A 26,925-nucleotide genomic window follows, 5' to 3' on the forward strand; every position below is an offset into this window, starting at 1 on the left:
GCGCGAACAGCCGGACATGCCCGGCGGCTCAGGAAATGTCGTCGCGGTGTTCACCATGGATTGCCGGACCCGTCAACTGCGACGCCCCGGCCAGGACAAAAACCAGAGTCAGGATATAGGGATGGCGAGCGCCGTCGAACAGTTTTTCACGGTCAAGGCGAGGATCGCCGCCGCCGAGCGCGAGGCAGGACGGCAAGCCGGCGCGGTGACGCTGGTCGCGGTCTCGAAGACCTTCAGCGCCGACGATATCCGCCCGGTCATCGACGCCGGCCAGCGCGTCTTCGGCGAGAACCGCGTCCAGGAAGCACAAGCCAAATGGCCGGCGCTGAAGCAAGCCTTCCCCGACATCGAGTTGCACCTGATCGGTCCGCTGCAATCGAACAAGGCGAAGGAAGCGGTCGCCCTGTTCGACGTCATCGAGACGGTCGATCGCGAGAAGATCGCCGCCGAACTCGCCAAGGAAATCGCCAGGCAAGGTCGGTCACCAAAACTCTACGTTCAGGTCAACACCGGCTCGGAACCGCAAAAGGCAGGGATCGAGCCGCGCGAAGCCGTACCCTTCGTTACGCGCTGCCGCGAGGTCCATGGCCTCGCCATCGAAGGCCTGATGTGCATTCCGCCGGCCGATGAGAATCCCGGCCCGCATTTCGCGCTGTTGGAAAAGCTCAGCACGGAGGCAGGGGTGGAGGCGCTTTCGATGGGCATGTCCGGCGACTACGAAACCGCGATCGCCTTCGGTGCAACCAGCATCAGGGTCGGCTCGGCGATCTTCGGCAGCCGCTAGCGGGCATTTTAGCGGCAGTTTAGCGATCAGCCTTGATAGTCGGGCACATCAGGCATATATCTAGCCAAGCTAGCCAGGAGAGGACCGATGAACTGGCACCTTCAGGATGCGAAAAACAACTTTTCCAAAGTGGTTCAGCGCGCGCGCAGCGAGGGACCGCAGACGGTGACCCTGCGTGGCGAGCGCGCGGCTGTGGTGCTTTCTGCCGAAGACTATGACCGCTTGTCGGGAAAAAAGAAGTCACTGGCAGAATATCTTCTGACCGGCCCGGTCTGGGATGATGATTTCGCCGAAGAGGTCAACCGTCGCTCGGATACGATGATCCGCGACATCGACCTCTGATGTACCTGCTCGACACGAACATCGTTTCGGATGTGGAACGACGCTTGCCCAAGCCCACCGCTTGGCTAGCTTCAGTGGGTCCGGGTTCGGTCAATCTCAGCGTCATCACGCTCGGCGAGATCGAACGCGGGATCGTCAAGCTGCGCAAGGTCGATCCCGAACGGGCAACGCGCCTCGATCTGTGGCTGCGAGAGCTTCGGCGGGACAATGCCGACCGCATCCTTGCGGTTACTGAAGATGTCGCGTTGTCGTGGGGTCGCATCTCGGCTGGCCGCACACGGGGTAGCGCCGACACGCTCATTGCCGCCACAGCTTTTGTCCACGACCTCATTCTGGTTACGCGCAACGTCGCCGATTTCGACGATACCGGGGTGACGGTCCTCGATCCTTGGACAATCTGATCTGTTCCCCGTTGCACCGGATCGTCGGTCGCGGAGCTTGGTCCAGAACCACCAGGCTGTTACGCCAACAAGTAGAAACGAAACGTATCGTTCCTATATCGACCGGGTCATTCCAAAACTTTCCGGAGCCGCACCATGCGCTACAGTCAACTTGGAAACACGGGGATGTTTGTCTCCGTACTGTGTCTCGGCACCATGACCTTCGGCGCCGCCGACCAAAACAACCAATGGGGCCTGATCGCCAGCCTCGACCAGGATGGCGTCGACAGGATCGTCCAGCGCTCGCTCGCCGCCGGTATCAATTTCTTCGACACGGCCGATGTCTATTCCTTCGGCGCATCGGAACGGTTTCTCGGCCAGTCGCTGCGCAATCTCGGCATCGAGCGGCAGGACGTGATCATCGCCACCAAAGTCCATGGCGCCATGGGCGACGGCCCCAACCAGCGCGGCTCCTCGCGCGGCCACATCATGGATTCGGTCGACGGCAGTCTCGAGCGGCTGCAACTGGACCATATCGATCTCTATCAGCTTCACGGCACCGACGCGGTGACACCGATCGACGAGACGCTGCGGGCGCTCGACGATCTGGTTACCAGCGGCAAGGTCCGCTATGTCGGCGTCTCGAACTGGGCGGCCTGGCGCATCGCCAAGGCATTGGGCATCGCCGAACGCAAGGGCTTTGCCCGTTTTGAGACGGTCCAGTCCTACTATTCGATCGCCGGCCGCGATTTGGAGCGCGAGATCGTGCCGCTGCTCAACGAGGAGAAGCTTGGGCTGATGGTCTGGTCGCCGATGGCGGGCGGGCTGCTTTCCGGCAAATACGGACCCGGCGCGCCTGGCAATGGCGAGGGCCGCCGCGCCAGCTTCAATTTCCCGCCGGTCAATGAAGACCGCGCCTGGGCGGCGGTCGCCGTCATGCGCGAGATCGCCGGCAAGCACGGCGTCAGCGTCGCCACGGTGGCACTTGGCTATGTCTTGGCCAAGCCTTTCGTGATGAGCGTGATCATCGGCGCCAGCCGCATGGAGCAGCTCGAACAGAACCTTGCCGCCACCGAGTTGAAGCTCGACAGCGACGATCTTGCTCGTCTCGACGAAGTCAGCGCGCTGCCATCCGAATATCCGGGCTGGATGCTCGAGCGCCAGGCGGCTGGCCGGCGTCCGGCGCCCTTTGCGGAGAAGAAGTAAATCTCATCTTCGATTTCGGGAGCCGGCGGGCTCCCGATCTTTCTTGGGCTCAGCTCAGCCGGACCGTCTCGACCAGAAAGTCGAGAAAGGCCCGCACTCGGGCCGGCAAATGTTTGCCCTGGCCGACGTAAACAGCGTGGGTAAGCTCCTCGTCGCCGGGGTTGAAGTCCTCCAGAAGCGGGACCAGCCGGCCGGCGGCGATGTCGGGCTCGACATGCCAGCGCGCCAGCCGGGCGATGCCAGTGCCCGAAAGCGCCATCAGCCGCATCGCCTCGCCGTCGCTGACCAGCGCGTTTCCGGTGATCGGGACGATGAAGGCGTCGCCGGCCGCAGCGACGAAGGGCCAGCCGTCGACATGGCGCACGAAGCAGAAACCCATCCGGTTGTGATGATCGAGATCGGCCGGCGTTTGGAGCGCGCCATGCGTCCTGATGTACGATGGCGCGGCGACGACGACCAGCCGGCTCTGCCCGAGCTTGCGCGCCACCAAACGTGATTCGCCGAGCGGCCCGGCGCGGATGGCGACATCGGCGCGCTCCTCCATCAGGTCGATGACATTGTCGGTCAAAACCAGATCGATGGCGATTTCCGGATAGCGTTCGAGAAAGCGCGGCAAGAGCGGGATCAGCCGGTGCTGCCCGAACGGCACGTAGCTGTTGACCCGCAGCCGGCCGCGCGGCGCAGCACCGGCCGCCGCCTCGCGCTCGGCTGCCGCCATGTCGGCCAGGATGCGCACGCCGCTGTCGAAGAAGGCCGCGCCTTCTGGAGTCAATTGGAGCTTGCGCGTCGAACGGCTGATCAGCCGCGCGCCAAGCCGCGCCTCAAGCCGCGCAATCAGCTTGCTCACCGCCGACGGCGTCATCCGCAGCATCCGCGCCGCAGCCGAAAAACTGCCCGCTTCGACGACACGGACAAACACTTCGATCTCGCCGGAGCGGTTGATGTCAGGCCTCGCCATTCGTGAATCTATTTCACAGACAATGTGCCCGACGCAAGGCTGGTTCACAGCACATGGCAACACGATCTTCCGGGCCGGGGCGCAGGAGGACACGGCGTCCTGTCGTCAAAACTGCTGTCATCGGAGTGGGAACCGCAATGCCTCTTGCACTTTATGCTCTCGCCGGTGGTGCGTTCGGCATCGGTGTCACCGAATTCGTCATCTGGGCCTGCTGCTCGACGTCAGCGCCGATCTCGGCGTCTCGATCTCGGCCGCCGGCCAGTTGATCTCCGGCTATGCGCTGGGCGTCGTCATCGGCGCGCCGCTGCTGACGATCGCCACCGGCCGCTGGCCGCGCAAGACCGTGCTTCTGGCGCTGATGGCGGTCTTCACGCTGGGCAACCTCGCCTGCGCGCTGGCCCCCGACTACTGGACGCTGATGGCTGCCCGCGTGCTCACCGCCTTCGCCCACGGCACCTTCTTCGGCGTTGGTGCGGTGGTTGCGACCGGGCTGGTCGCTCCCAACAGGAAGGCCTCGGCGATCGCCCTGATGTTCACCGGCCTGACCATCGCCAACATCCTCGGCGTGCCCTTCGGCACCTGGCTCGGCCAGGCCTTCGGCTGGCGGGCGACCTTCTGGGCTGTAACCCTGGTCGGCATCGTCGCCTTCGCCATCATTCTCCTGCTGGTGCCGCGCAGCCCGGCAGCGCTGGAAAAGAGCGACCTGCGCGGCGATCTCGCCCTGCTCGGCCGCGCCCCGGTTCTGCTTGGCTTCGCCGTCACCGTGCTGGGCTATGCGGGCGTCTTCGCCGTCTTCACCTATATCGCCCCCCTGCTGACCGAGATCACCGGTTTTGCGGAAGCGGCGGTGTCGCCGATCCTGCTTGTCTTCGGCGGCGGCCTCATCGCCGGCAATCTCGCCGGCGGCAAGTTCGCCGACCGCTGGCTGGTGCCTTCCGTCCTCGGCAGTCTCGTTGTGCTGGCGCTGGTGCTCGGCACGATGACCTTCGCCCTGCACAGCCGGGCGATGGCCGTCATCCATGTCGGCCTGCTCGGCGCCGCCGCCTTCGCCACCGTAGCGCCGCTGCAGATGTGGGTGCTGGAAAAGGCTGAAGGCGCCGGCCAGAGCCTCGCCTCGTCCTTCAACATCGCCGCCTTCAACCTCGGCAACGCCGCCGGCGCCTGGCTCGGCGGCATGGTCATCGCGCATGGCCTCGGCCTCGGCGCCGTCACCTGGGTCGCCGCCCTGCTGCCGCTCTCGGCGCTCGCCGTGGCGTGGCTGGCGCTGCGCCTCGATCGCCCGACGCTTGGAGAACCGGCATCTGCCCGCTCGTAGCAACCCGACGAACCCCTTAGACATCACAGGAGAAAAAGATGGATTATCGACGTCTTGGCGCCTCGGGCCTGAAGGTTCCGGCGCTCTCGTTCGGCGCTGGAACCTTCGGCGGCTCGGGGCCGCTGTTCGGCGCCTGGGGCAACAGCGATGCGACGGAAGCGCGGCGGCTGGTCGACATCTGCCTGGAGGCCGGCGTCAACCTATTCGACACCGCCGACGTCTATTCGAACGGCGCCTCCGAGGAAGTGCTCGGCGCGGCCGTCAAGGGCCGCCGCGATGCCGTGCTGATTTCGACCAAGACCTCGCTGCCGATGGGCGACGGACCCAATGATGCCGGGTCCTCCCGTTCGCGCCTCATCAACGCGGTCGAGGACGCGCTCAAGCGTCTCGGCACCGATTACATCGACCTGCTGCAGCTGCATGCTTTCGACGCCGCAACGCCGATCGAGGAGGTGCTGTCGACGCTGGACAGTCTCGTGCGCGCCGGCAAGCTGCGCTATGTCGGCGTCTCCAACTTTTCCGGCTGGCAAGTGATGAAATCGCTCGGGCTGGCGGACAAGCACGGCTACCCGCGCTACGTCGCCCATCAGGTCTACTATTCGCTGGTCGGGCGCGACTATGAATGGGAGTTGATGCCGCTCGGCCTCGACCAGGGCGTTGGCGCGCTGGTGTGGAGCCCGCTCGGCTGGGGCCGCCTGACCGGCAAGATCCGCCGCGGCGAGCCACTGCCGGAAAAAAGCCGGCTGCACGACACCGCAAGCTTCGGGCCGCCGGTCGAAGACGAGCTGCTCTACAGGGTTGTCGATGCGCTCGAAGCCGTGGCCAGGGAAACCGGCAAGACCGTGCCGCAGATCGCCATCAACTGGTTGCTGCAGCGGCCGACCGTCGCCTCTGTCATTATCGGCGCGCGCACCGAGGAACAGCTGCGCCAGAATCTTGGTGCCGTCGGTTGGTCATTGACATCAGACCAGATCAAGACGCTCGACGCAGCAAGCGCGGTGACCGCAGCCTATCCGTATTTTCCGTATCGCCGGCAGGAGGGTTTTGCCCGGCTGAGCCAGCCTGCGGTTTAATGCGCGCGGGCCGCCAGGCCGCGGGACAGCGCCCCCCTTCTGTCCTGCCGGACATCTCCCCCACAAGGGGGGAGATCGGCAGCTTCGCTGACCGTGCCACTCTTTAACCACGTTGGAGATCTGGCGAAAGCCGCTGCACCATCCGATCTCCCCCCTTGTGGGGGAAATGCCAAGTTTTGGCAAAGAGGGCAGGACAGAGGGGGGCGCCGTAAAACGCGGATCTCAACAGCCATACAACTGCAAGCTGACATCCTGCGCCGTTACACTAATGCAGCACGAACTCGCCATCGAGCTTCCGCCACTCATTGGGCGCGATCAGTTTCTGGTGCGTATAGCTCACCGAATGCAGCGGGCCATCGAGCTTGGTCTGCCAGAACTCGATGAACCGGATCAGCACCGGAAATTTCGGGGCGATGTCGTAGTCCTGCCAGATGAAGCTCTGCAGCAGATGCGGATGATCGGGAAAATGATAAAGGATCTGGGCCGTGGTCAAGCCATAGCCCTTGAGCATCAGGTCCATTTCGGATTGGTCGCGCATCGCGGTCCCCCTGGTTGATTCTCCTTTCCTCCCAATTTGAAATTGTGCGCGCAATTTGCTTAATCGTCTATTGATTTTTTGTGGTATAGACCGGATTTACGACACAAAAACATACGGTTAGCAGCGATCGTGGTCGAGTGCTGATAGCGGCGAAAACGACGTCTGCGGCATCCCGCCGCGCGAATCCAACGTCTAATGTTGCCGTCACCGCGGAACTGTTAATAATGCGCGCGAATTCGCGGCCTCTGCGCCGCGATGCTGCTCGGCGGGCAAGCTGGCAGTTGGTCTTGGGAGGGAATGGAAAAAATGTCCGATGTTCATGTCCATCGCGTCCAGCCGGCGTGGAAAAAGAACGCACTGATCGACAATGACACCTATTTGAAATGGTACGCCGACAGCGTGAAGAACCCGGACAAGTTCTGGGGCAAGCACGGCAAGCGCATCGACTGGTTCAAGCCCTACAGCAAGGTCAAGAACACCTCCTTCGACGGCAAGGTCTCGATCAAATGGTTCGAGGACGGCCAGACCAATGTTTCCTGGAACTGCATCGACCGGCATCTGAAGAAGCGCGGCGACCAGACCGCCATCATCTGGGAAGGCGACAATCCCTACGACGACAGGAAGATCACCTATAACGAGCTCTACAGGCATGTCTGCCGGCTCGCCAATGTGATGAAGAAGCACGGCGTTAGGAAAGGCGACCGCGTCACCATCTACATGCCGATGATCCCGGAAGCCGCCTATGCGATGCTCGCCTGCACGCGGATCGGCGCCATCCATTCGGTGGTCTTTGGCGGCTTTTCGCCGGACGCGCTGGCCGGCCGCATCGTCGACTGCGAATCGACTTTCGTCATCACCGCCGATGAAGGCCTGCGCGGCGGCAAGTCCATTCCCTTGAAGGAGAACACGGACAAGGCGATCGACATCGCCGCGAAGAACTTCGTGATGGTCAACAAGGTCGTGGTCGTGCGCCGCACCGGCGCCAAGGTTGGTTGGGCTCCGGGGCGCGACGTCTGGTACCATGACGAGATCGCGACAGTTGAGGCGGAATGCAAGCCGGAGAAGATGAAGGCAGAGGACCCGCTGTTCATCCTTTACACATCGGGCTCGACGGGCAAGCCGAAGGGCGTGCTGCACACCACCGCCGGCTATCTCGTCTATGTCTCGATGACCCACCAATATGTCTTCGACTACCACGACGGCGACATCTACTGGTGCACCGCCGATGTCGGCTGGGTCACCGGCCACAGCTATATCGTCTACGGGCCGCTCGCCAACGGCGCGACCACGCTGATGTTCGAAGGCGTGCCGAACTATCCGTCGCAATCCCGCTTCTGGGAGGTCATCGACAAGCACAGGGTCAACATCTTCTACACCGCGCCGACGGCTTTGCGCGCGCTGATGGGTGCCGGCGACGCCCATGTCACCAAAACCTCGCGCAAATCGCTGCGCGTGCTCGGCACGGTCGGCGAGCCGATCAACCCGGAAGCCTGGGAGTGGTATTTCAACGTCGTCGGCAACGGCAAGGTGCCGATCGTCGACACCTGGTGGCAGACCGAGACTGGCGGCATCCTGATCACGCCGCTGCCCGGTGCCACTGACCTGAAGGCAGGGTCCGCGACGCGGCCGTTCTTCGGCGTCAAGCCGCAACTTGTCGACAGCGACGGCAAGGTGCTGGAAGGTGTTGCAAGCGGCAACCTCTGCATCACCGATTCGTGGCCGGGCCAGATGCGCACTGTCTATGGCGACCACGAGCGCTTCGTGCAGACCTATTTTTCCACCTACAAGGGCAAGTATTTTACCGGCGACGGCTGCCGGCGCGACGCCGACGGCTACTACTGGATCACCGGCCGCGTCGACGACGTCATCAACGTTTCCGGTCACCGCATGGGCACGGCCGAGGTCGAATCCGCGCTGGTTTCGCACGAGAAGGTCTCGGAAGCCGCCGTCGTCGGCTACCCCCACGACATCAAGGGCCAGGGCATCTACTGCTACGTCACATTGATGGCCGGGGAGAAGCCGGACGAAGAGTTGCGCAAGGAACTTGTCGCCCATGTCCGCAAGGACATCGGCGCCATCGCCACGCCCGACAAGATCCAGTTCGCTCCCGGCCTGCCGAAAACCCGCTCGGGCAAGATCATGCGGCGCATCCTCCGCAAGATCGCAGAGGACGATTTTGCCGCGCTCGGCGATACCTCGACGCTGGCCGACCCGGCGGTCGTCGACGACCTCGTCGCCAACCGGCAGAACAAGCGGGCATAAAAAACATTCGATCAACGGTCGGCGGAAACCCGATCGGATGAGATCGGCTCGCTCCCGCTCTACCGATAAAGGTCCGCCCGTGTCGGTGGCAGTCCGCTCGGGCCCCGCGCGCGCTTGGTGACGACGGTCTGGAAAATCTGTGCCGAGGCGCGTTCGAAAGTGATCGAACAGCCGGTGAGATAAAGCAGCCAGAGGCGCGCCTTGGCTTCGCCGACCTCGGCGATCGCTTCGTCGAAGCGTGCGTGGAGGCGCTCGGCCCACAGACGGCAAGTGCGGGCATAGTGCTCGCGCAAATTCTCGACATCGTAGACAAGAAAGCCGTGCGCTTCGAGATTGCCGAGCGTCATGCCGATCGTGTCGAGTTCGCCGCCGGGAAAGACGTATTTGATCAGCGCTTTGAATTCCGGGCCCTTGCGCAAGGTCTTCTTGATGCTGCCCTTGTCGCGCCGGGTGATGGCGTGATGCAGATAGATGCCGCCCGGCTTGAGCAGGCGACGAATGGTCGAGAAATAGGCGGCGTGGTTGGCCAGCCCCAGATGCTCGAACATCCCGATCGACGAGATCTTGTCGAAGGAGCCGGACAGCTCGGCATAGGACTTTATCTCGATGGTGATGCGATCCTCCAGTCCCTCAGCACGGATGCGCTCGCGGGCGAGCTGGGTCTGGGCTTCCGACAGCGAGACGCCATGGCCGACGACGCCGTAATTTTTCGCGGCATGGATGAGCATGGCTCCCCAGCCGCAGCCGATGTCGAGCAGCCTTTCGCCGGGCTTCAGCCGCAGCTTGCGGCAGATATGATCGAGCTTGTCCTTCTGCGCCTGGTCGATGCCATTGGCGAAATCGGTGAAATAGCCGCAGCTATAGACCATGCGTTCGTCGAGGAAGAGCCGATAGAAGGCGTTCGAAATGTCGTAGTGGTGCTGGATTGCCTGTCTGTTCGACCCGCTGACGAAGGGGTTGCGCCCGGAAAGGTCGGTCCGCGCCGTCATCTGTTTTCGCGAAAACAGCACGGCTGGCAGGTCGCGCAGGACCGCGAGCTTGGGCAACGACTTGAGCTTCGCCCTGAGCTTGCCCTGCGCAGGCAGAGCGTAGAAATCGAACAGCGACCCGTCTTCCACGTCGATGGTCTTGGAAATCCACATTTCGATCAGCGTCGAGAGGTTGGGCCGCCGCATCACCTGCCAGACGATGTCCTGGTCGTTGATGGTGACCACGGGGCCGGTGGCGGGGCCGATCCGCTCGCCGTTCCACAGCTTGACCGCGAAACCCGGCTTCAACGTCTCGATAACCGTTCTAACGATCCGTGCGGCTCTCTCGGCTGCCTCCATCCGCGTTCCTCCTGCTCAGCCCCTGGCGGTCCGGCAGCGACATTGCCTGTCCGATCGGATAGCCGCAAGCAGTTAGCGGCAAACGCGCACCGCATTTTCACGATGGCGCCTTGCCATTTGCAGATCGACACCCCATCATGAGGGCGTGTTCAACAAATCGAAAGGAGGTGATCCGATGTCGAGTGATTTCGTTTTCCTGAACGTGGCCTCAGCGGATTGCACTTTCGGGAAGCAGTCTTCCCGTTAAGGCGCGAGATGCGCGGCTGGCGACGCCTGGAGCGCCGCGCGTCCTTTGGATGCGCAAAGGACGCTCCAGCACTTTAAGTCACGTCGCTGCCATGAGCCGCGCCATGGACGGAAACACGGAAGGCCGCCGGCTTCGAAAGAAGCGGCGGCCTTTTCCTGTCCGGATCCTGCCTGGTCAATGCCCTCTATTTGGTCAATGCCAGGCTTTCGATGTTGCGCGCTATATCCTGGAAAGCCTGGTTGAGCTCCGTCCCGTTCGCGGCCTGATAGAAGTGCTTGATCTTGCCGGTATCCGGGCTCGCGCAATTCTGCAGTGTCGCCTGGGCATTCTCCTCGTTGAGATCGAAACCGATGGTGAAGATTTCGATGCCCTTGTCGCGCATGGCGGTACAGAGCGTCTTGGCTGCCGTGCGGGTCGGTTCCTTGCCGGCATCATTGTAGACCTCACCGACAGTGCTGGCATCGAAATAGGACAGGTTGAACTCGCCGTCGGTCATCAGGATCGCGATTTTGGCGACCTTTTTCGGATCCGCCTTGGCCGGCCGCTGCGACGCGTTCATCACACTGCCCCAGTTTTCCGAAAGCATGTACCAGGTCCACTGCACGCCGATATGGCCCGCGGTGCCGCCCGATGCGACAAAGTTCTTGATGACGTTCTTGAGCGCCACGGCGTCCGCCGTCAGCGGCTTCAACGCGGCGACCGGGCAGGCAGCCGTGCCGGTCGGCCAGGCGAAGAACGACAACAGGTAATCGCGATTGATCATGCTGATGTCGGGACCTACATCCGAATATTGATAGGTGCCCTTGCGCTCAGTGGCGCAATTGTCCGGACGCGTTAAGCCGGAGACATACTGTATAGCGCCATTGCCGGGCGCCTGCTTGCGCTGGCTGGTCGAGGCTTCGACGTAGACGCTGCTGCCGGCAAGCGCGCCGGCATTCACCGAATTGGCGTAGGGCACGATGGAGACTCGCACTCGGGGGCTGGCGGGGTCCTGACCGCCCAGGAAGCTGTCGACCGCGTTCGCGGCGGCCGTCCTCAGGTCGATTATTTTCTGGCCGGCCATTGAACCTGTGACGTCGAGCATCATCGCCACTTCGATCGTCTTGTCCGAATAGACTGCCGTCGTCGATGCGGCTATGCGCTTCATGTCGCCCATGCCGAAGATTGGAAAATAGAGGCCAAGATCGACATGGATCTCCGCCTGAACCGTCTTGGCGATTTTGTCGATGGTCAATTTGTCGAGGACGATCCGATCAGCCTGCAGCATGCCCGCTCGGCTGTTGGCATCGAGAAACGCCTGCACCGACTTGTTGGCGTCGGCCTCGTTGATGACGCCGGTGGTCAGGTCGCGTGCCGTCGAGGTCACCGCCGCATCGACCACGCCCTGTAAGCTCGATTTGGTGTTGTAGAGCTGGGAAACATTGACGGCAAAGCAAACGCCAAGCGCCAGCACCGACGCGACCATGCCGAACAGAACCGCCAAATTTCCGCTTCGATCTCGGGCAAAGCCGCCGATCGCGTGAACAAGACCCCCAAAACGCCGCATGCTTTCGCCTCCATTCGCCACGACCTCGAAGCCGTGTGAAGGCCGCATTGCAGGATTCCGGCCGGGCGGCGTCGTCAACGCAGCAAAAGCCAGCGGCTCATCGTCAAGCCATTGTTTTTGCTTTGTTTCGAAATGCGGCAATGTAAACAACTGGTAAACGACAAGCCGCTGCGGCAGTTTCGTTTACCAAGCGCTCACCATGATCCCGACGTCTGCCGTGGAGCACAACAGCCCGATCCCGATCCGGCACAGAGGGTCTGTGCCGAAGCGGATCAGGGGCATGATATCCGTAGGACAGCCCGATGATCGTAACAGCCGGACGCGCTGGACGCGCTGCGCCGCTATGTCAGCATCTGCGCGCTGGCCGTCCTGTCGACCCCGCGATGAGGCGGGTTGAACAGATTGCTTTCCTGCTCGTAGGTCCAGACCTTGAACAGGCTGAGCCGGTGCGGGCCGAAACTGTGCAGCAGCGGCACGTCGGTCGCGTCGCGGCCGCGCGCGATGACGACGCGGCCGATCCTCGGCACGTTGTGGCGGGGGTCGAACGTGTACCACTTGCCGTCGAGGAACACTTCCAGCCACGCCGAAAAATCCATCGGTGCCGGGTCGACCGGCACGCCGATGTCGCCGAGATAACCGTTCACGTAGCGGGCTGGGATGTTCATGCAGCGGCAGAGCGTGATCGCCAGATGAGCGAAGTCGCGGCAGACGCCGACGCGCTCCTCATGCGCCTGCGCCGCCGTGCGGGTCGGGCGCGCATAGCCGTAGCCGAACGACAGACGGTTGTGGACATAGTCGACGATCGCCTGCACCCGGGCCCAGCCGGATGGAACAGGCCCGAAAACCTGCCAGGCCAGATCGCTGAGATGATCGGTTTCGCAATAGCGACTGCCGAGCAGATAACACAACACCTCGTCGGGCAACTCCGCCACCGGCACTTCCCTGGCCAGCGTGTTGACCTCGTCGGTCTCGCCGCTGTCCTCGACGACGGCGTCGTAAAGAATGCGAAAGCCTCCGCCAGGCGCGGTGAAGCGGCGGCAGGTGTTGCCATAAAGATCGTGATAGAGCCTGGTTGGGACGGAAGGCGAGGTCAGCACGCGCGTTTGCCGCTTGATGTCGGCCTGGCGCTGCTTGTGGATCTCGAGCAGCGAAATCACCGGGGTGGATTCAGCACAGTCGATGGCGATTTCGTAGCCGAGCCGAATCAGCATTGCGGTTCCCCTCTTGTGAGTGTCGTGGAAGACGATTGGATTAACGCGAGATGGCCGGCCGTGGTTCCCTGGTCTGTCGAAAAAGGCGATCTCGTGCCTTCCCATGCCGCCGGTGCGACGTTACGGTCGATCGACAGGCTTTGGTTCCTTCCGAAACAACTTGGGATAGCAGATGTTCGCAGGCAGAAAATTCGCAGCCTTGCTGTTCGATATGGACGGCACGGTGGTCAATTCGATTGCCGCGGCAGAAAGGGTCTGGGCAGACTGGGCACGCCGGCAAGATCTCGACGTTGCCGCATTCCTGCCAACGATCCACGGCGTGCGGGCGATCGAGACCATCGCTCGGCTGGCGCTTCCAGGCGTTGACCCGATGCGTGAAGCCGATGCGCTTCTGCAGGCCGAGGTGGCCGATATCGACGGCATCCTTCCAATCGCCGGCGCCGCGGCGTTTCTGGCGTCGCTGCCACCCGAGCGCTGGGCAATCGTCACTTCGGCGCCGCGCGAGCTGGCTCTGCTGCGCATCGCGGCCGCCGGCATCCCGCTTCCCGCCACCCTTGTCGCGGCCGAGGACGTTTCCCGCGGCAAGCCGGCGCCGGATTGCTTCCGGCTGGCGGCCGAGCGGCTGGGCGTCGACGCGCGCGACTGCCTCGTTTTCGAAGATGCGCCCGCCGGGATAGCGGCGGCCGAGGCCGCGGGAGCCACCGTCGTGGTGATCAGCGCCACGCACCAGCATCCGTTGCAAACGCCGCATGCTGCGATCGCCGGTTATGAGGGGATCGGCGTCACCGTCGACGACCGCGGCTGGATTGTCCTCGGCGCGGAGCGCGCTGCGGCTTAGGGTATGTTGAGATTCAGGTCAGGCCGAGCCGGAGTCGAAGACGGGCGCGAAGCGACCAGACTAGGTGGGTTCCGAGAACCGGAACGGAGCGGACTTTCAGGTCCGTGAGAAGCGCAGGAATCCGCTGTTCGCAGGCCGGCATCACCTGAATATCGACATACCCTTAGAAATCGCTGGCCCTTAGAAATCGCTGGTCAGGCCCTTCACTTCCCAATCGCCATAGCGGCCGGGTTCCCTGCCGCCACGGCCGCCGAGTTCCCTGGGCATCGCGGCTTCCTGCTGGCGATAGTGTTCGCGCCGTGCTTCCCCTTCCGCCAAAGCGCGGCGGGCTGCCGGTGTCAGCGTCCTTTGCGGCACGTCGTGACCGGGGCCGGCGTCTGCATTGCTGGTTTCGCCTGATATATTGGCTTCGTCGATCATGCGATATTCCCGGCGATTGAAACCGGCCCCAATTGAAACAGGGCCACACGTTTCCCATCATATAGCGATGAGCCGACAAGGATCGACCCTTTTCCGAAAGGCCGGCAGGAACGGAGCAGACAATGAACACACTTCGCACCGCCATGCTTTTGGCAGCGATGACCGCGCTGTTCATGGGCGTCGGCTATCTGATCGGCGGATCGGGCGGCATGGTGATCGCCTTGCTGATTGCCGCCGCGATGAACCTGTTCAGCTATTGGAACGCCGACAAGATGGTGCTGTCGATGAACCGCGCCGTCGAGGTCGACGAAAGGAACGCCCCGGAATATTACGCCATCGTGCAGAGCCTCGCCAGACAGGCCGGCCTGCCGATGCCGAAAACCTATCTGATCGACAACCCGCAGCCCAACGCTTTCGCCACCGGCCGCAACCCGCAGAATGCCGCGGTCGCCGCCACCACCGGACTGTTGCAGCAACTATCGCACGAGGAAGTCGCGGCGGTGATGGCGCACGAGCTCGCCCATGTGCAGCACCGCGACACGCTGACCATGACGATCGTCGCCACGCTTGCCGGCGCGATCTCGATGCTCGGCAATTTCGCCTTCTTTTTCGGCGGCAACCGCGACAACAACAATTCCCTTGGCATTATCGGTGTGCTGGTGGCGATGATCGTGGCGCCCTTTGCCGCGATGATCGTGCAGATGGCGGTCAGCCGCACCCGCGAATACGAGGCCGACCGGCGCGGCGCCGAGATCTGTGGACAGCCGCTCTGGCTTGCCTCGGCCCTTGACAAGATCGCTCGCGGCGCCGAACGCATCCGCAACCCGGATGCCGAGCGCAATCCGGCAACTGCCCACCTCTTCATCATCAATCCTCTTTCCGGCGAGCGCATGGACAGCCTGTTTTCGACCCACCCGAGCACCGACAACCGCATCGCCGCCCTGCAGGCGATGGCGCAGGACATGGCCGGTGGCGCATCCGCCTCCGCGCGGCCGCAAACGCCGATGCCGCGGCAGGCCGACGAACAGCGGCCATCGGGCCCGTGGGAGAAAGCTGAGCAGCCGGCTGAACCGGCCAGGCCGAAGTCCAATCCCTGGGGCCGCAATCCGACCAGACCCAAGGGTCCGTGGTCGTGAGCGAAGCGAAACGCCGGCACCGAATTTCAGGCGATCATGAAAACAATGCAGCGAGCCCCGGCGAACCTGTTGCGGGCCTGGCCGCGCGCAAGGCCGCGGCACGAATGCTGGCCGCCGTCATCGATGCAAGGACGCCGCTGGACGGGCTGACCGACCACGAGAACGGCCATCCGCAATACAAGGCGCTCGACCTGCGTGACCGGGCGCTGGTGCGCGCCATACTGGTCACTGCGCTGCGCTTCCGAATGACCATATCAGGGTTGCTGGCCCGCCGCCTGGAAAAGCCGCTGCCACCCAACGCCACCGCGCTTTCGCATATTCTGCATATAGCAGCGGCGCAGATCCTGTTCCTCGATATTCCCGACAGTGCCGCAGTCGACCTTGCCGTGACCCACGCCAAGTCCGATCCGCGCACGGTGCGCTTCTCCGGTCTCGTCAATGGCGTGCTGCGCACGCTGGCGCGATCCAAGCAGGCCGAACTCGCTGCAGCGCTTGCCGCCACCGACGAAGCGCCGAAATGGTTTTCCGACCGGCTGAAAGCCGCCTATGGCACTGAGAAAGCCCGGCAAATCCTCGCCGCCCACAGATACGAGGCGCCGGTCGACTTCACGGTCAAGACCGATCCTGCGCTGTGGGCCGAGCTGCTCGGCGGCATCGTGCTGCCGACCGGCACTGTGCGCGTGGAGAAACTCAGCGCCTCGGTCACTGAACTGCCCGGCTTTGAAGACGGCGCCTGGTGGGTCCAGGATGCCGCCGCCAGCCTTCCGGCCCGGCTTTTCGGCGACGTGAGGGGTTTGCGCGTCGCCGATCTCTGCGCCGCCCCCGGCGGCAAGACCGCTCAGCTCATTCTCGGCGGCGCCACGGTCACCGCGATCGATTCCTCGAAGAACCGGTTGGCGCGGCTCTCGCAAAATCTCGAACGGCTCGGTTTGTCCGCAGAGGTTGTCCAGGCCGATCTGCTCAAATACGAGCCGGAACAACTGTTCGACGCCGTCCTCCTCGACGCGCCCTGCTCCTCGACCGGCACGGTGCGGCGGCATCCCGACGTGCCGTGGACGAAGACGGCGGCCGACATCGAAAAACTCGCCGATCTGCAACGCAGGCTGCTCGCCCGCGCCGTCAGCCTGGTCAGGCCTGGCGGGCGCATCGTCTTTTCCAACTGCTCGCTCGACCCGCTCGAAGGCGAGGCGCTCCATCGCGCCTTCCTCGCCGGGACGGCTGATGTCGTCGACGACCCGCTCCGCCCGGGCGAGATCGCCGGCATCGATCCGTTCCTGACGCCGCAGGGCACTCTGCGCACCACGCCCGCAGATCTGGAGCTCGGCTCACCGGAACGGTCCGGCCTGGATGGCTTCTTCGCCGCCCGCATGCGCAGAACCGGCCAACGCTGAAAATTTGAAGACTGTTTTAGGAAGAATCCTGCGGAAAACAGGCTGAATTTCAAGGCCTCCGTGGAATTCACCTTCGCATAAGTTCTTGAATCGCATAAGCTTGTCTTCGGATTGGGCGCTATGAGGAGGGCTTTTGGCGATCGCTGCCGGCAGCACGACGCGTCTATGGACGCTTGTCGCGAAGGAGTTCTGGCGCAAGACGCGCCGGCGCCTGCGTGGCGGGCCGATCCATCGCTGGCGCTACTCCGGCCGCACACCGGAACGCGTGTTGATCGCTCCGCCAGACCTGCGCCTGGCCGACCGACAGATTGCGCTCGAGATTTATTATGGCCGCTATCCGCTGTCGGGACATCTGGTAGAGACCGGCGGCAAGTCGCCCTTCCAGATTGCCGTGGCCAATCCCGGCTGGCAAAAGGCCCTGCACGGCTTTCGCTGGCTGCGCCATATGCGCGCCGCCGGCACCGAGCTTGCCGCCGCCAATGCCCGCGCGCTGGTCTCCGACTGGATCACCATCCATGGCAGCAATATTTCCGGTGTCGCCTGGGAGCCCGGCACGACGGCCAAGCGCGTCATTGCCTGGCTGCAGCATTCCTCGGTGGTGCTGCAGGGTGCTGAATTTCCCTTCTACCGGGCCTTCCTGAAATCGCTGGCCATGCAGATCCGCTATCTCAGGGCGATGGCACGCGAGATGCCGGACGGCAAGGACAGGCTGCGCGCCCGCATCGCGCTTGCCTTTGCCGCTCTGTCGCTACCGGCGCCGGCATCGGCGCTGCGCGGCGCGACCCGCAACCTCGCCGAGGAACTCGACCGTCAGATTCTGCCGGATGGCGGCCATATTTCGCGCAATCCGATGGCCGTGCTTGAAATCCTCGCCGACCTTCTGCCGCTGCGCCAGACCTATGCCAATCAGGCCGAAACGCCGCCGGCGGCGCTGATGGGCGCCATCGATCGCATGCTGCCGGCGCTGCGTTTCTTTCGCCACCAGGACGGCAGCCTCGCCCGCTTCAACGGCATGGGCGCGACCATCCACAACCGCATCGCCACCATTCTGCGCCACGACGACACCGCCGGCGCGCCATTGCTGCACGCACCGCATTCGGGCTACGAGCGCCTCTCCATGGGCGGCGTCACCGTGATCGCCGATACCGGCCCGCCACCGCGCATCGATGTTTCCAACGCGGCGCACGCCGGATGCCTTTCCTTCGAGCTGTCTTCCGGCCGCCGCCACTATGTCGTCAACGCCGGCGTGGACACCTATGGCGCCGCCGAATTCCGGCCGCTTGCCCGCGCCACGGCCGCCCATTCGACAGCCACCATCAACGACACCTCGTCGGCGCGTTTCAGCCACTCGCTGCGCGTCAACGATCTGCTCGGCACGCCGTTGATCGGCGGCCCGCAGCATGTGCCTTGCAAGCGCACCGACCAGCAAGGCACACAGGGTTTTCTGGCTCGCCATGACGGCTATGTCGCGCGCTTCGGCTTGCTGCATGAGCGCGAACTGAAATTGTCGACGAACGGCAATGTGCTCGCCGGCAGGGATCGCCTTCTGCGGCCGGGCAATGCTGCGATCCGCAACAACGGCCGCGATTTCGTCACCGTGCGCTTCCACATCCATCCCGACATAGGCCTGCTCAAGGACGAGCACGACCGTCTGGTGCTGACCGCCGATGAAGCCGACACATGGGTGTTCACCTGCACCGAGGTGGCGCCCGAGGTCGAAGAATCCATTTATTTCGCCGGTCTTGGCGGCCCGCGCCGCAGCCGGCAGATCGTGCTGGCCTTCAAGGCGTCAGAGATTTCCGAAGTCCATTGGCAACTGACACGGACGTTCATCGCCGGTCATCCGGCAAAAAGCTGAGACTGCGGTTAGTCACGCAGTTTGATTTCCAGGCCTCATGTGCTACGGCGCGCGGACACTGTCCCAACCAGCCGTGAAAGGCCGCCAGCCCATGGCCGTTGCCGCCAAGAACATTCCCGCGCCCGACCTCGTTCCCGTTCGTCGCGCGCTGCTTTCCGTTTTCGACAAGACCGGGCTCATCGATTTCGCCAGGGCGCTGGCCGCGGCCGGCGTCGAGCTGGTCTCCACCGGCGGCACGGCAAAGGCGATCGCCGAGGCAGGCATGGCTGTGCGCGACGTCTCCGAACTCACCGGCTTTCCCGAGATCATGGACGGCCGCGTCAAGACCCTGCATCCGTCCGTGCACGGCGCGCTGCTTTGCGTGCGCGACGATCCCGAACACGCCGCGGCGATGAGCGATCATGGTATTGAGCCGATCGATCTCGTCGTCTCCAATCTCTACCCTTTCGAGGATGTCCGCCGCTCCGGCGCCGCTTACGCCTGGATCGTCGAGAACATCGACATAGGCGGCCCGGCGATGATCCGCGCTTCGGCCAAGAACCACGCTTACGTCGCCATCGTCACCGATCCCGAGGACTATGCCTCGGTGCTCAACGCGCTGGAGATGAATTTCGGCTCGCTCTCACTGGATTTCCGCAAGAAGCTGGCGGCCAAGGCCTTCGCCCGCACCGCGACCTATGATGCGGCGATTTCCGGCTGGTTCGCCGAAGCGCTGGAGATCGAGCATCCCACCTGGCGCGCCTTCGGCGGCAGGCTTGACCAGGTGATGCGCTACGGCGAGAACCCGCACCAGAGCGCCGGCTTCTACGTCGATGGCGACAAGCGACCGGGCGTCGCGACGGCGCGCCAGCTTCAGGGCAAGCAGCTTTCCTACAACAACATCAACGACACCGACGCCGCCTTCGAACTGGTCGGCGAGTTCGATCCGGCCCGCTCCGCCACCGTCGCCATCATCAAGCACGCCAACCCATGCGGCGTCGCCGAGGGCGCTTCGCTGAAGGCGGCCTATGCCAAGGCGCTTGCCTGCGATCCGGTCTCGGCCTTTGGTGGCATTGTCGCGATGAACCGCACCCTCGATGCCGAGGCCGCCGAAGAGATAGTCAAAACCTTCACCGAGGTCATCATCGCGCCGGGCGCCTCGGACGAAGCAATCCGCATCGTCGCCGCCAAGAAGAACCTGCGCTTGCTGGTCACCGGCGGCTTGCCCGATCCGCGCGCGGCCAGCTCCACTGTGAAATCCGTTTCCGGCGGGTTGCTCGTCCAGGGCCGCGACAATGCGGTGGTCGACGACCTCGACCTGAAAGTGGTGACCCGGCGGGCGCCGACAACGGCCGAAATGGCCGATCTCAGATTCGCTTTCCGCGTCGCAAAGCACGTCAAGTCGAACGCCATCGTCTATGTCAGGGACGGTGCCACCGTCGGCATCGGCGCCGGCCAGATGAGCCGCGTCGATTCCTCGCGCATCGCCGCGCGCAAGGCGCTCGACGCGGCCGAGGCAGCCGACCTGGCCGAGCCGCTGACCAAGAATTCTGTCGTCGCCTCGGATGCCTTTTTCCCGTTCGCCGATGGGCTGCTGTCGGCGATCGAAGCCGGCGCCACCGCCGTCATCCAGCCGGGTGGCTCGATGCGCGACGACGATGTCATCGCCGCCGCCGACGCCCACGGCATCGCCATGGTGTTTACCGGCGTCAGGCATTTCAGGCATTAGCGCCTCTTGCCTTCTCCCCTTCTTGTGGGAGAAGGGAAGCCGCGCCTCTACTGCGCCGGCCGGTTGTCCGCCGGATACGGCGTGCGGACCAGGATCGCCAGGCCGACGCCGAGGAACAGCACGATTGCCGCCATGCCTAGCCGCGCCGAGCCGCTGGCGGCGGTGATGGTCGCCACCATGAATGGGGCGAGGAAACTCGTAGCCCGTCCGGCCAGCGCATAGATGCCGAAATAACGGCCCGACTCGGCTGGGGTGACGCTGCGCGCCATGTAGGAGCGTGACGACGCCTGCACCGGCCCGAAGGCCAGCCCGATCAGCAAGCCGTAAAGTATGTAGGCCTTTTCCGCCGCCGTGCCGAACATGCCGCCCGAATCGGCGGTGGACAGCGGCAGCGCTCCGAACAGCGTGAAGCCTGGCCCGGTCGAGACGATGCCGATAGTAGCGGCCGACAACATGACAAGCGCGATCATGACCACGCCCTTGGAGCCGAGAACCGTGTCGAGACGGGCTGCTACAAGACAGCCGATGATGGCAACGACATTGAGGATGATACCGAACAGGCCGATCTCGGGAATCGACCAGAGAAACATTGCCGCCGCGAACGTACCGCCGAGCGCCAGCAGCGCGTTGACGCCGTCCTGATAGATCATGCGAGCGACGAGAAAACGGAAGATGCCGCTGCGTTTGCGCACTTCGGCCAGCGTCGACTTCAGTTCCGAAAGGCCCTCGCGCACCGCCGGCCGAAGGGGGATGCCTTTCATAGCATCGGGCGTGAAGAAGAACATCGGCAGGATAAACAAGAGATACCACACCGCTGCCATTGGTCCGCTTGCCCGCGCGTCCTCGCCGAGCCGCGGGTCGAGGCCAAGGACCGGGCTAAGGCCGAGAATCGTCTTGCCGGTTTCTGGCGAACCGGCCATGAACAAGACCACGAAGATCAGCGCGATCATGCCGCCGAGATAGCCAAGGCCCATGGCGATGTTGGAGATGCGGCCGATCTCGCTCTTCGGCATTAGGCGCGGCATCATCGAATCGTTGAACACCGTCGAGAATTCCGCCGCTACCGAAGCCAGCGAGAAGAACAGCACGACCAGGAAAACGTTGGAGCCGGGAGCGGCGAACCACAGCATGCACAGGCTAGCGATCTGGATCACCGCGAAAAAGCCGATCCATGGTTTGCGCGGACCGGTTTGGTCCGCGATCGAGCCGAGGACAGGCGACAGCACAGCTATGACTAGTCCAGCGGCGGCAATGCCGTAGCCCCAGGCCGCCTGGCCAATGACTGGATCGCTTGCCATACGCGAGACGAAATAGGGGCCGAAGATGAAGGTGGTGATAACCGTGAAGAGCGGCTGCGCCGCCCAGTCGAACAGCATCCATCCCCAGATGCCGCGTCCCGACGTCCGCTGCACTGCTATTTCGGCCATATGCCCTCCCGCAGACGGTGCCCCGAAGCAGGGCACCGTTTCGCTCTATAGCGCAGTTCCTGCTGGCAATCGCGCGCGATGTGGAAGACTTCTCACAGCGCCGTCAGGTCGCTGATCAGCCCCGATGCCACCGACAGCCGCGACACGGTGATGTCGCCGCCCTCGGTCAGCGCCTGCAGCCGCTCGCGGATGCGCCCGACCCTCTCGCCGCCGGCCTCCAGCCATGCCGCCACCGGGTCCGCCGCTTCGGCATGGCCGGTGAGCGCTGCGACGGCGATGCCGCGCCTGGCTGCGCCGATCGTGTCGGTGGCGCGGAAAAGCGCCAATTGATCGTAGTAGTCGGACGGCGCGATCGAGCGCGCCGCATCCTCGACGCGCGGAATGCGGAAGGCATCGCTGACCGCGAAAAACGCCTTCGCGGCGGCGATGATGTCGGCGTTGGCCGTTCGGGCCGTCAGCGCGATGTCAGGCACGACGCCGGCCACATCGGTCAGCGCCAGATGTTCTGCCAGCTGTTCGGGCGCGCCGCCCTTGGCCAGACCATGCCGCCGCTCCTCTATCCGCTCGCGCGAGAAGGCCGGAAGCAGCGAAGGGAGCTTCGGCTCCAGTGCCTTGCGGGCGTTCTGCAATTCGGCGATCCGTTGGCCCAGCGGAGCGGTACCGGTATAGTTCTTGAGATACCAGCCGCTGGCGACATAGGTGAGCCGGCTGACGGCTTGATAAAGGTCGAGCTGCACCTGTCCGTCGATCTGGTTGTCGAGCGCGTCGATCTGGCGATAGAGCGCCGGCAAGCCAAAGCCGTCGCGCACCACAGCGAAGGTCCGGACCACGTCGGCCGCGCTGCGGCCGGTTGCTTCCTGCAGCCTGTTGATGAAGGATGGGCCGCCGCGATTGACCAGATCGTTGGCGACGACACGGGCGATGATTTCGCGGCGCAGGCGATGGCCATGGATTTCGGCCGCGAATTTCTTGGTCATACGGTCCGGGAAATAGCCCATCAGGTCACGGTCGAAATGCGGATCGTCCGGCACGTCGCTGGCGACGATGTCGGAAAACAGCACGATCTTGGCATAGGCCAACAGCACGCCGAGCTCGGCCCTGGTCAGCGGCTCGCTGCGCGTCTCGCGCTCGGCAAGGGCTGCCGGCGACGGCAGAGCTTCGACATTTCGGTCGAGCAGGCCGCGCGCCTCGAGCGCTGCCATGAAACGGCTCTGATGGGCGATATCGGCAAGGCCGCGCTTGCGGGCAAGGGACAGCGCCAGCGTCTGCTCGTAATTGTTGGACAGCACCAGCGCGCTCACCTCGTCGGTCATTTCGGCGAGAAGCTTGTTGCGCGCGGAGCGGGTCAGCGCCCCCTTGCGCATGGCGGAAGCCAGCGCGATCTTGATGTTGACCTCGACGTCGGAGCAGTTGACGCCGCCCGAATTGTCGATGGCGTCGGAATTGCAGCGCCCGCCATTCAGCCCGAACTCGATGCGGGCCCGCTGCGTCGCGCCGAGATTGGCGCCCTCGCCGATGACCTTGGCGCGCACTTCGAGCGCAGTCACCCGAATAGCATCGTTGGCGCGATCGCCGGCGTCCTGGTTGGTTTCCGTCGATGCCCTGAGATAGGTACCGATGCCGCCGAACCACAAAAGGTCGACCGGCGCCTTGAGGATGGCGCTCATGATCTCGACCGGCGAGGCGGTCGTCTTGCCGAGGCCGATCGCCGCGGCCGCGGCCGGCGGCAGGGTGATCGATTTCTGGTTGCGCGAGACGATGATGCCGCCTTCGGACAGTTTTGTCTTGTCGTAGTCCTGCCAGCTCGAACGGGCGAGGGCGAACATGCGCCGGCGCTCGGCCATCGAAACCGCCATGTCGGGAGCGGGATCGATGAAGATGTCACGATGGTCGAAGGCGGCGATCAGCCGGGTCTGCTCGGACAGGAGCATGCCGTTGCCGAACACGTCGCCCGACATGTCGCCGACGCCGACAACGGTGAAGGGTGTGGTCTGGATATCGCGGTTCATCTCGCGAAAATGCCGCTTGACCGCTTCCCAGGCGCCCTTGGCGGTGATGCCCATCTTCTTGTGGTCGTAGCCGGCCGAGCCGCCGCTGGCGAAGGCGTCGTCGAGCCAGAAGCCATGCTTCTCGCTGATGGCATTGGCGGCGTCGGAGAAGGTCGCCGTGCCCTTGTCGGCGGCGACGACGAAATAGGGATCGTCCTGGTCGCGCCGCACGACCTCAGCCGGCGGAATGACGCCGTCCAGGCCGATATTGTCGGTGATCGACAACAGGCTGGAGACGTAATTCTTGTAGGCGGACGCGCCGGCTTCGAAGATGGCGTCGCGGCCGGCGCCCATCGGCAGCTTCTTCGGATAGAAACCGCCCTTGGCGCCAACCGGCACGATCACCGCGTTCTTGACCTGCTGCGCCTTGACCAAACCGAGCACCTCGGTGCGGTAGTCCTGGGCGCGGTCCGACCAGCGCAGGCCGCCGCGCGCGACCGGGCCGAAGCGCAGATGCACGCCCTCGACCTCGGAGCCGTAGACGAAGATTTCCCGCCACGGACGCGGCGCCGGCAGGCCGTCGACCGCTTGCGAGTCGAGCTTGATCGCCAGCGACTGGCTCTTCTCCTTCAGATCGGGAACGAAATGATTGGTGCGCAGCGAGGCTTCTATCAGGTTGAGGTAGCGACGGATGATGGTGTCGTCGTCGATGTTGGGAACCTCTTCCAGCGCATCCCTGATCTTGGCCTTGAGGTGCCTGGCCGCGACCGCCCCTTCCGTCTGCGCCGTCGGTCCGAGGCGGGCGACGAACAGCTCATGCAGGCCACGCGCGATTTCCGGATAGCGGTTGAGCGCGGCGGCAATGAAATCCTGGCTTTGCGGGATGCCGGCCTGCTGCAGATAGCGGCCGTAGGCGCGCAGGATGGAAACCTCGCCCGACCACAGGCCGGCGGTCTGGGCAAGGCCGTTATAGCCGTCATTGTCGATGTCGCCGCGCCAGACGGAAAGGAAGGCGTCTTCGAACAGCGCGCCGCGATCGCCAAGGTCGATTGGCTTGCCGTAGCTGTTTTCGAGTTCCATGTCGTGGATGAAGACCATGCCCGGCTGATCACTATTGATCATGCCGGAAGCCTCGTCCCCGACCTCGAAGGTGCGCTCGCTGATAACGCGGAAACCGATGTTCTCCAGCACCGGCACCCGCCGCGACAGCGCCACCGGGCTGCCATGGTGATAGATCTTCAGCGCCGCCTGATGCGGTTCCTGGTTGGCATGACGATAGTAGTCGATAGCGATCGGATTGGCCGCGCTGATCCTAGCGATGCGACCAGCATCGGCCAACGCCTCCGCCGGCGAGAAGCTGTCGCGATAGCTTCCCGAGAAGCGCGAGGCGATCGCCGTGAGCGCCGCGTCGGCGCCGGTCTCTTCGGCGGTCTCGCGCAGAATGTCGTCCCAGGTCCGCACGATGGCGCGGATCGCGGCCTCGATCGTCGCCTGGTCGACCTTCGGCGTCCTGCCGCCGGAACGGCCGATGATGAAGTGGACACGAGCCAGCCCGCCTTCCGGGAAGGCCGGGTAGTAGGCCGAAAGCCGGCCCTGGAACATCGTCTTCAGATAGCTGCCGATCTTCTCGCGCACGACGCTGTCGTAGCGGTCGCGCGGCACGAAAACGAGGATCGAGACGAAGCGGTCGAACTGATCGGCGCGCACCAGCGCTCTGACGCGCGGCCGCTCGATCAGCCCCAGAATGGCTTCGGCGTGCTTGCGCAGGATCGGCACCGGAACCTGGAACAGTTCGTCGCGCGGATAGCTCTCCAGCACGTTGATCAGTGCCTTGCCGGAGTGATCTTCAGGGTTGAAACCGGATTTGGCGATGATGGTTTCGGCTTTCGACCTGAGATAGGGGATCTTCATCACCGAGCGCGTGTAGGCGGTCGAGGTGAACAGGCCGACGATGCGCAACTCGCCGGCGAGCACGCCCTTGGCGGTGTAGGTCTTGACGCCGATGTAATCGAGATAGATGCGGCGGTGCACCGACGATTTGGCGTTGGCCTTGGTGACGATCAGCGGTTCCGGCCCGTGCAGAAAGGCGCGGATTTCCGGCGTCGTCGACACCGCTTCGGTGCCGCGCCGCAGCACCAGCACGTCGGGATCGGAGAGGATGCCGAGGCCGGGCTTTTCGGTGCGCTCCAGGGTGCCGCTCTTCTCGCCGCCGGTATATTTGAACTCGCGCATGCCGAGGAAGGTGAAATTGTCGTCGCGCAGCCATTCGAGGAGGGCGATCGCTTCGGTGACGTTGGCCTTGTCGAGCGGCACTGGAGCGTAGCGGAACTCGGAGATTGCCTGGTCGAGGCGGGCCAGCATCGGCTTCCAGTCGGTGACGGCGGCGCGCACCTGGCCCAATATTTTATTCAGCCGGTCAGCCAATGCCTCGGCCTGCTCGGACGAAACACGGCCGATATGGACGTGGATGACGCTCAGCCGTTCATGACTGTGATCGCCCTTGGCGAAGCCGCCATCGCCGAGGATTTCGTCGACGCCGCTCTTGCCGTGCCTGACGACGATGACCGGATGGGTAACCAGCAGCGGTTCGCCGGCGCTCTCGGTGATCTCGCCGAGGATGGAATCGAACAGGAACGGCATGTTGTCGTTGACGACGGTGATCACCGTCATCGGCCTGCCCTGGCGCACGACACCGGAATCAACCTCTATGGCGACGACGCAATCGCCCTTCTTGTGCCTGGCGACGGCGCGTCCGGCGAGATCGGCGGCGCGTTCGAGGGCGGTGACCTCATAGGCGGCGACATCTTCGGCCGGCGCACGGGCCAGCAGGTAATCGGCAAGCCTGCCGGGTTTCTCGCCGCCCTTGGCCGTGCTTATCTTTTTCAACTGGCTTGCAGATTTCAGGCCGGCCATGTCGCTAAATCCCTCCCTCATATGTTTTGCGACTATGGTAGCAGATGACCGATATT

At 63.8% G+C, this 26,925-nt stretch carries 19 protein-coding genes and 1 pseudogene; 12 read left to right on the forward strand and 8 right to left on the reverse strand.

From position 1 onward, the window contains the following. Nucleotides 1–121 precede the first annotated feature (121 nt). The 4 genes from AC0L15_RS23865 (at nucleotide 122) to AC0L15_RS23880 (ending at nucleotide 2,712) form a co-directional block, all read left to right on the forward strand. The gene (locus AC0L15_RS23865) at nucleotides 122–784 is read left to right on the forward strand and encodes a YggS family pyridoxal phosphate-dependent enzyme (protein ID WP_023800093.1); all 663 of its coding nucleotides are present in this window, start codon (nucleotides 122–124) and stop codon (nucleotides 782–784) included. Nucleotides 785–871: 87 nt separating this feature from the next. Continuing rightward, the gene (locus tag AC0L15_RS23870) at nucleotides 872–1,126 is read left to right on the forward strand and encodes a type II toxin-antitoxin system Phd/YefM family antitoxin (RefSeq protein ID WP_123151235.1); all 255 of its coding nucleotides are present in this window, start codon (nucleotides 872–874) and stop codon (nucleotides 1,124–1,126) included. Then, the gene (locus tag AC0L15_RS23875; protein WP_287063389.1) at nucleotides 1,126–1,527 is read left to right on the forward strand and encodes a type II toxin-antitoxin system VapC family toxin; all 402 of its coding nucleotides are present in this window, start codon (nucleotides 1,126–1,128) and stop codon (nucleotides 1,525–1,527) included. Before AC0L15_RS23870 ends, AC0L15_RS23875 begins: the two co-directional genes overlap by 1 nt. Nucleotides 1,528–1,662: 135 nt before the next feature. After that, entirely contained in the window at nucleotides 1,663–2,712 is a 1,050-nt protein-coding gene (locus tag AC0L15_RS23880; RefSeq protein ID WP_287246996.1) for an aldo/keto reductase, read from the forward strand. Between the two features lie 49 nt (nucleotides 2,713–2,761). Here the strand turns inward: AC0L15_RS23880 and AC0L15_RS23885 are convergent, their stop codons facing one another. Further along, entirely contained in the window at nucleotides 2,762–3,670 is a 909-nt protein-coding gene (locus AC0L15_RS23885; protein ID WP_023800095.1) for a LysR family transcriptional regulator, read from the reverse strand. A 137-nt stretch (nucleotides 3,671–3,807) separates the two neighbouring features. On the opposite strand from AC0L15_RS23885, the pseudogene AC0L15_RS23890 reads away from it, so the two are divergent. Both AC0L15_RS23890 and AC0L15_RS23895 read left to right on the forward strand, forming a co-directional pair. Next, nucleotides 3,808–4,985, forward strand: a pseudogene (locus tag AC0L15_RS23890) (MFS transporter). A gap of 38 nt (nucleotides 4,986–5,023) precedes the next feature. After that, the gene (locus AC0L15_RS23895; RefSeq protein ID WP_128168592.1) at nucleotides 5,024–6,058 is read left to right on the forward strand and encodes an aldo/keto reductase; all 1,035 of its coding nucleotides are present in this window, start codon (nucleotides 5,024–5,026) and stop codon (nucleotides 6,056–6,058) included. Nucleotides 6,059–6,323: 265 nt separating this feature from the next. Here the strand turns inward: AC0L15_RS23895 and AC0L15_RS23900 are convergent, their stop codons facing one another. Next, nucleotides 6,324–6,596 carry an usg protein gene (locus AC0L15_RS23900; protein ID WP_023800098.1) on the reverse strand — a complete coding sequence of 91 codons (273 nt, stop codon included), beginning with the start codon at nucleotides 6,594–6,596 and terminating at the stop codon, nucleotides 6,324–6,326. Between the two features lie 306 nt (nucleotides 6,597–6,902). Between AC0L15_RS23900 and acs the strand changes: the two genes are divergently transcribed. Then, nucleotides 6,903–8,858, forward strand: coding sequence for an acetate--CoA ligase (gene acs / locus AC0L15_RS23905; RefSeq protein ID WP_287246994.1), 1,956 nt, complete (start codon nucleotides 6,903–6,905; stop codon nucleotides 8,856–8,858). A 59-nt stretch (nucleotides 8,859–8,917) separates the two neighbouring features. Here acs and AC0L15_RS23910 read toward each other — a convergent pair whose 3' ends face one another. From AC0L15_RS23910 to AC0L15_RS23920, 3 genes are all read right to left on the reverse strand, one after another. Continuing rightward, complete coding sequence (locus AC0L15_RS23910; protein WP_287246993.1) at nucleotides 8,918–10,186, reverse strand: SAM-dependent methyltransferase; 1,269 nt, start codon at nucleotides 10,184–10,186, stop codon at nucleotides 8,918–8,920. A gap of 431 nt (nucleotides 10,187–10,617) precedes the next feature. After that, nucleotides 10,618–11,979, reverse strand: a complete 1,362-nt coding sequence (locus AC0L15_RS23915; RefSeq protein ID WP_287246992.1) for a pilus assembly protein — start codon at nucleotides 11,977–11,979, stop codon at nucleotides 10,618–10,620. Nucleotides 11,980–12,320: 341 nt separating this feature from the next. Then, complete coding sequence (locus AC0L15_RS23920; protein WP_287063406.1) at nucleotides 12,321–13,190, reverse strand: transglutaminase-like domain-containing protein; 870 nt, start codon at nucleotides 13,188–13,190, stop codon at nucleotides 12,321–12,323. 172 nt (nucleotides 13,191–13,362) lie between these two features. Here AC0L15_RS23920 and AC0L15_RS23925 point away from each other — a divergent pair, with 172 nt between their 5' ends. Next, the gene (locus AC0L15_RS23925; RefSeq protein WP_128173621.1) at nucleotides 13,363–14,028 is read left to right on the forward strand and encodes an HAD-IA family hydrolase; all 666 of its coding nucleotides are present in this window, start codon (nucleotides 13,363–13,365) and stop codon (nucleotides 14,026–14,028) included. 180 nt (nucleotides 14,029–14,208) lie between these two features. Here AC0L15_RS23925 and AC0L15_RS23930 read toward each other — a convergent pair whose 3' ends face one another. Further along, the gene (locus AC0L15_RS23930) at nucleotides 14,209–14,448 is read right to left on the reverse strand and encodes a DUF1674 domain-containing protein (RefSeq protein ID WP_473497249.1); all 240 of its coding nucleotides are present in this window, start codon (nucleotides 14,446–14,448) and stop codon (nucleotides 14,209–14,211) included. Nucleotides 14,449–14,570: 122 nt separating this feature from the next. On the opposite strand from AC0L15_RS23930, the gene htpX reads away from it, so the two are divergent. The 4 genes from htpX (at nucleotide 14,571) to purH (ending at nucleotide 20,541) form a co-directional block, all read left to right on the forward strand. Further along, complete coding sequence (gene htpX / locus AC0L15_RS23935; RefSeq protein WP_287171787.1) at nucleotides 14,571–15,584, forward strand: zinc metalloprotease HtpX; 1,014 nt, start codon at nucleotides 14,571–14,573, stop codon at nucleotides 15,582–15,584. Further along, nucleotides 15,575–16,975: an RsmB/NOP family class I SAM-dependent RNA methyltransferase gene (locus tag AC0L15_RS23940; protein ID WP_473497251.1), complete on the forward strand. Its 1,401-nt coding sequence runs from the start codon at nucleotides 15,575–15,577 to the stop codon at nucleotides 16,973–16,975. The genes htpX and AC0L15_RS23940 overlap by 10 nt, the downstream gene beginning before the upstream one ends. A gap of 133 nt (nucleotides 16,976–17,108) precedes the next feature. Next, nucleotides 17,109–18,833 carry a heparinase II/III family protein gene (locus AC0L15_RS23945; protein WP_287063413.1) on the forward strand — a complete coding sequence of 575 codons (1,725 nt, stop codon included), beginning with the start codon at nucleotides 17,109–17,111 and terminating at the stop codon, nucleotides 18,831–18,833. Between the two features lie 91 nt (nucleotides 18,834–18,924). Further along, nucleotides 18,925–20,541 (forward strand): bifunctional phosphoribosylaminoimidazolecarboxamide formyltransferase/IMP cyclohydrolase, encoded by a 1,617-nt coding sequence (gene purH / locus AC0L15_RS23950; RefSeq protein ID WP_473497253.1) that lies wholly within the window; start codon nucleotides 18,925–18,927, stop codon nucleotides 20,539–20,541. 47 nt (nucleotides 20,542–20,588) lie between these two features. Here purH and AC0L15_RS23955 read toward each other — a convergent pair whose 3' ends face one another. Both AC0L15_RS23955 and AC0L15_RS23960 read right to left on the reverse strand, forming a co-directional pair. After that, a complete protein-coding gene (locus AC0L15_RS23955; RefSeq protein ID WP_287063418.1) occupies nucleotides 20,589–21,968 on the reverse strand; it encodes an MFS transporter in 1,380 nt (459 codons plus the stop codon). Nucleotides 21,969–22,060: 92 nt separating this feature from the next. Continuing rightward, nucleotides 22,061–26,869, reverse strand: coding sequence for an NAD-glutamate dehydrogenase (locus AC0L15_RS23960; RefSeq protein ID WP_473497255.1), 4,809 nt, complete (start codon nucleotides 26,867–26,869; stop codon nucleotides 22,061–22,063). Nucleotides 26,870–26,925 lie beyond the last annotated feature (56 nt).

It is taken from the genome of Mesorhizobium sp. WSM4846, from assembly GCF_055811415.1.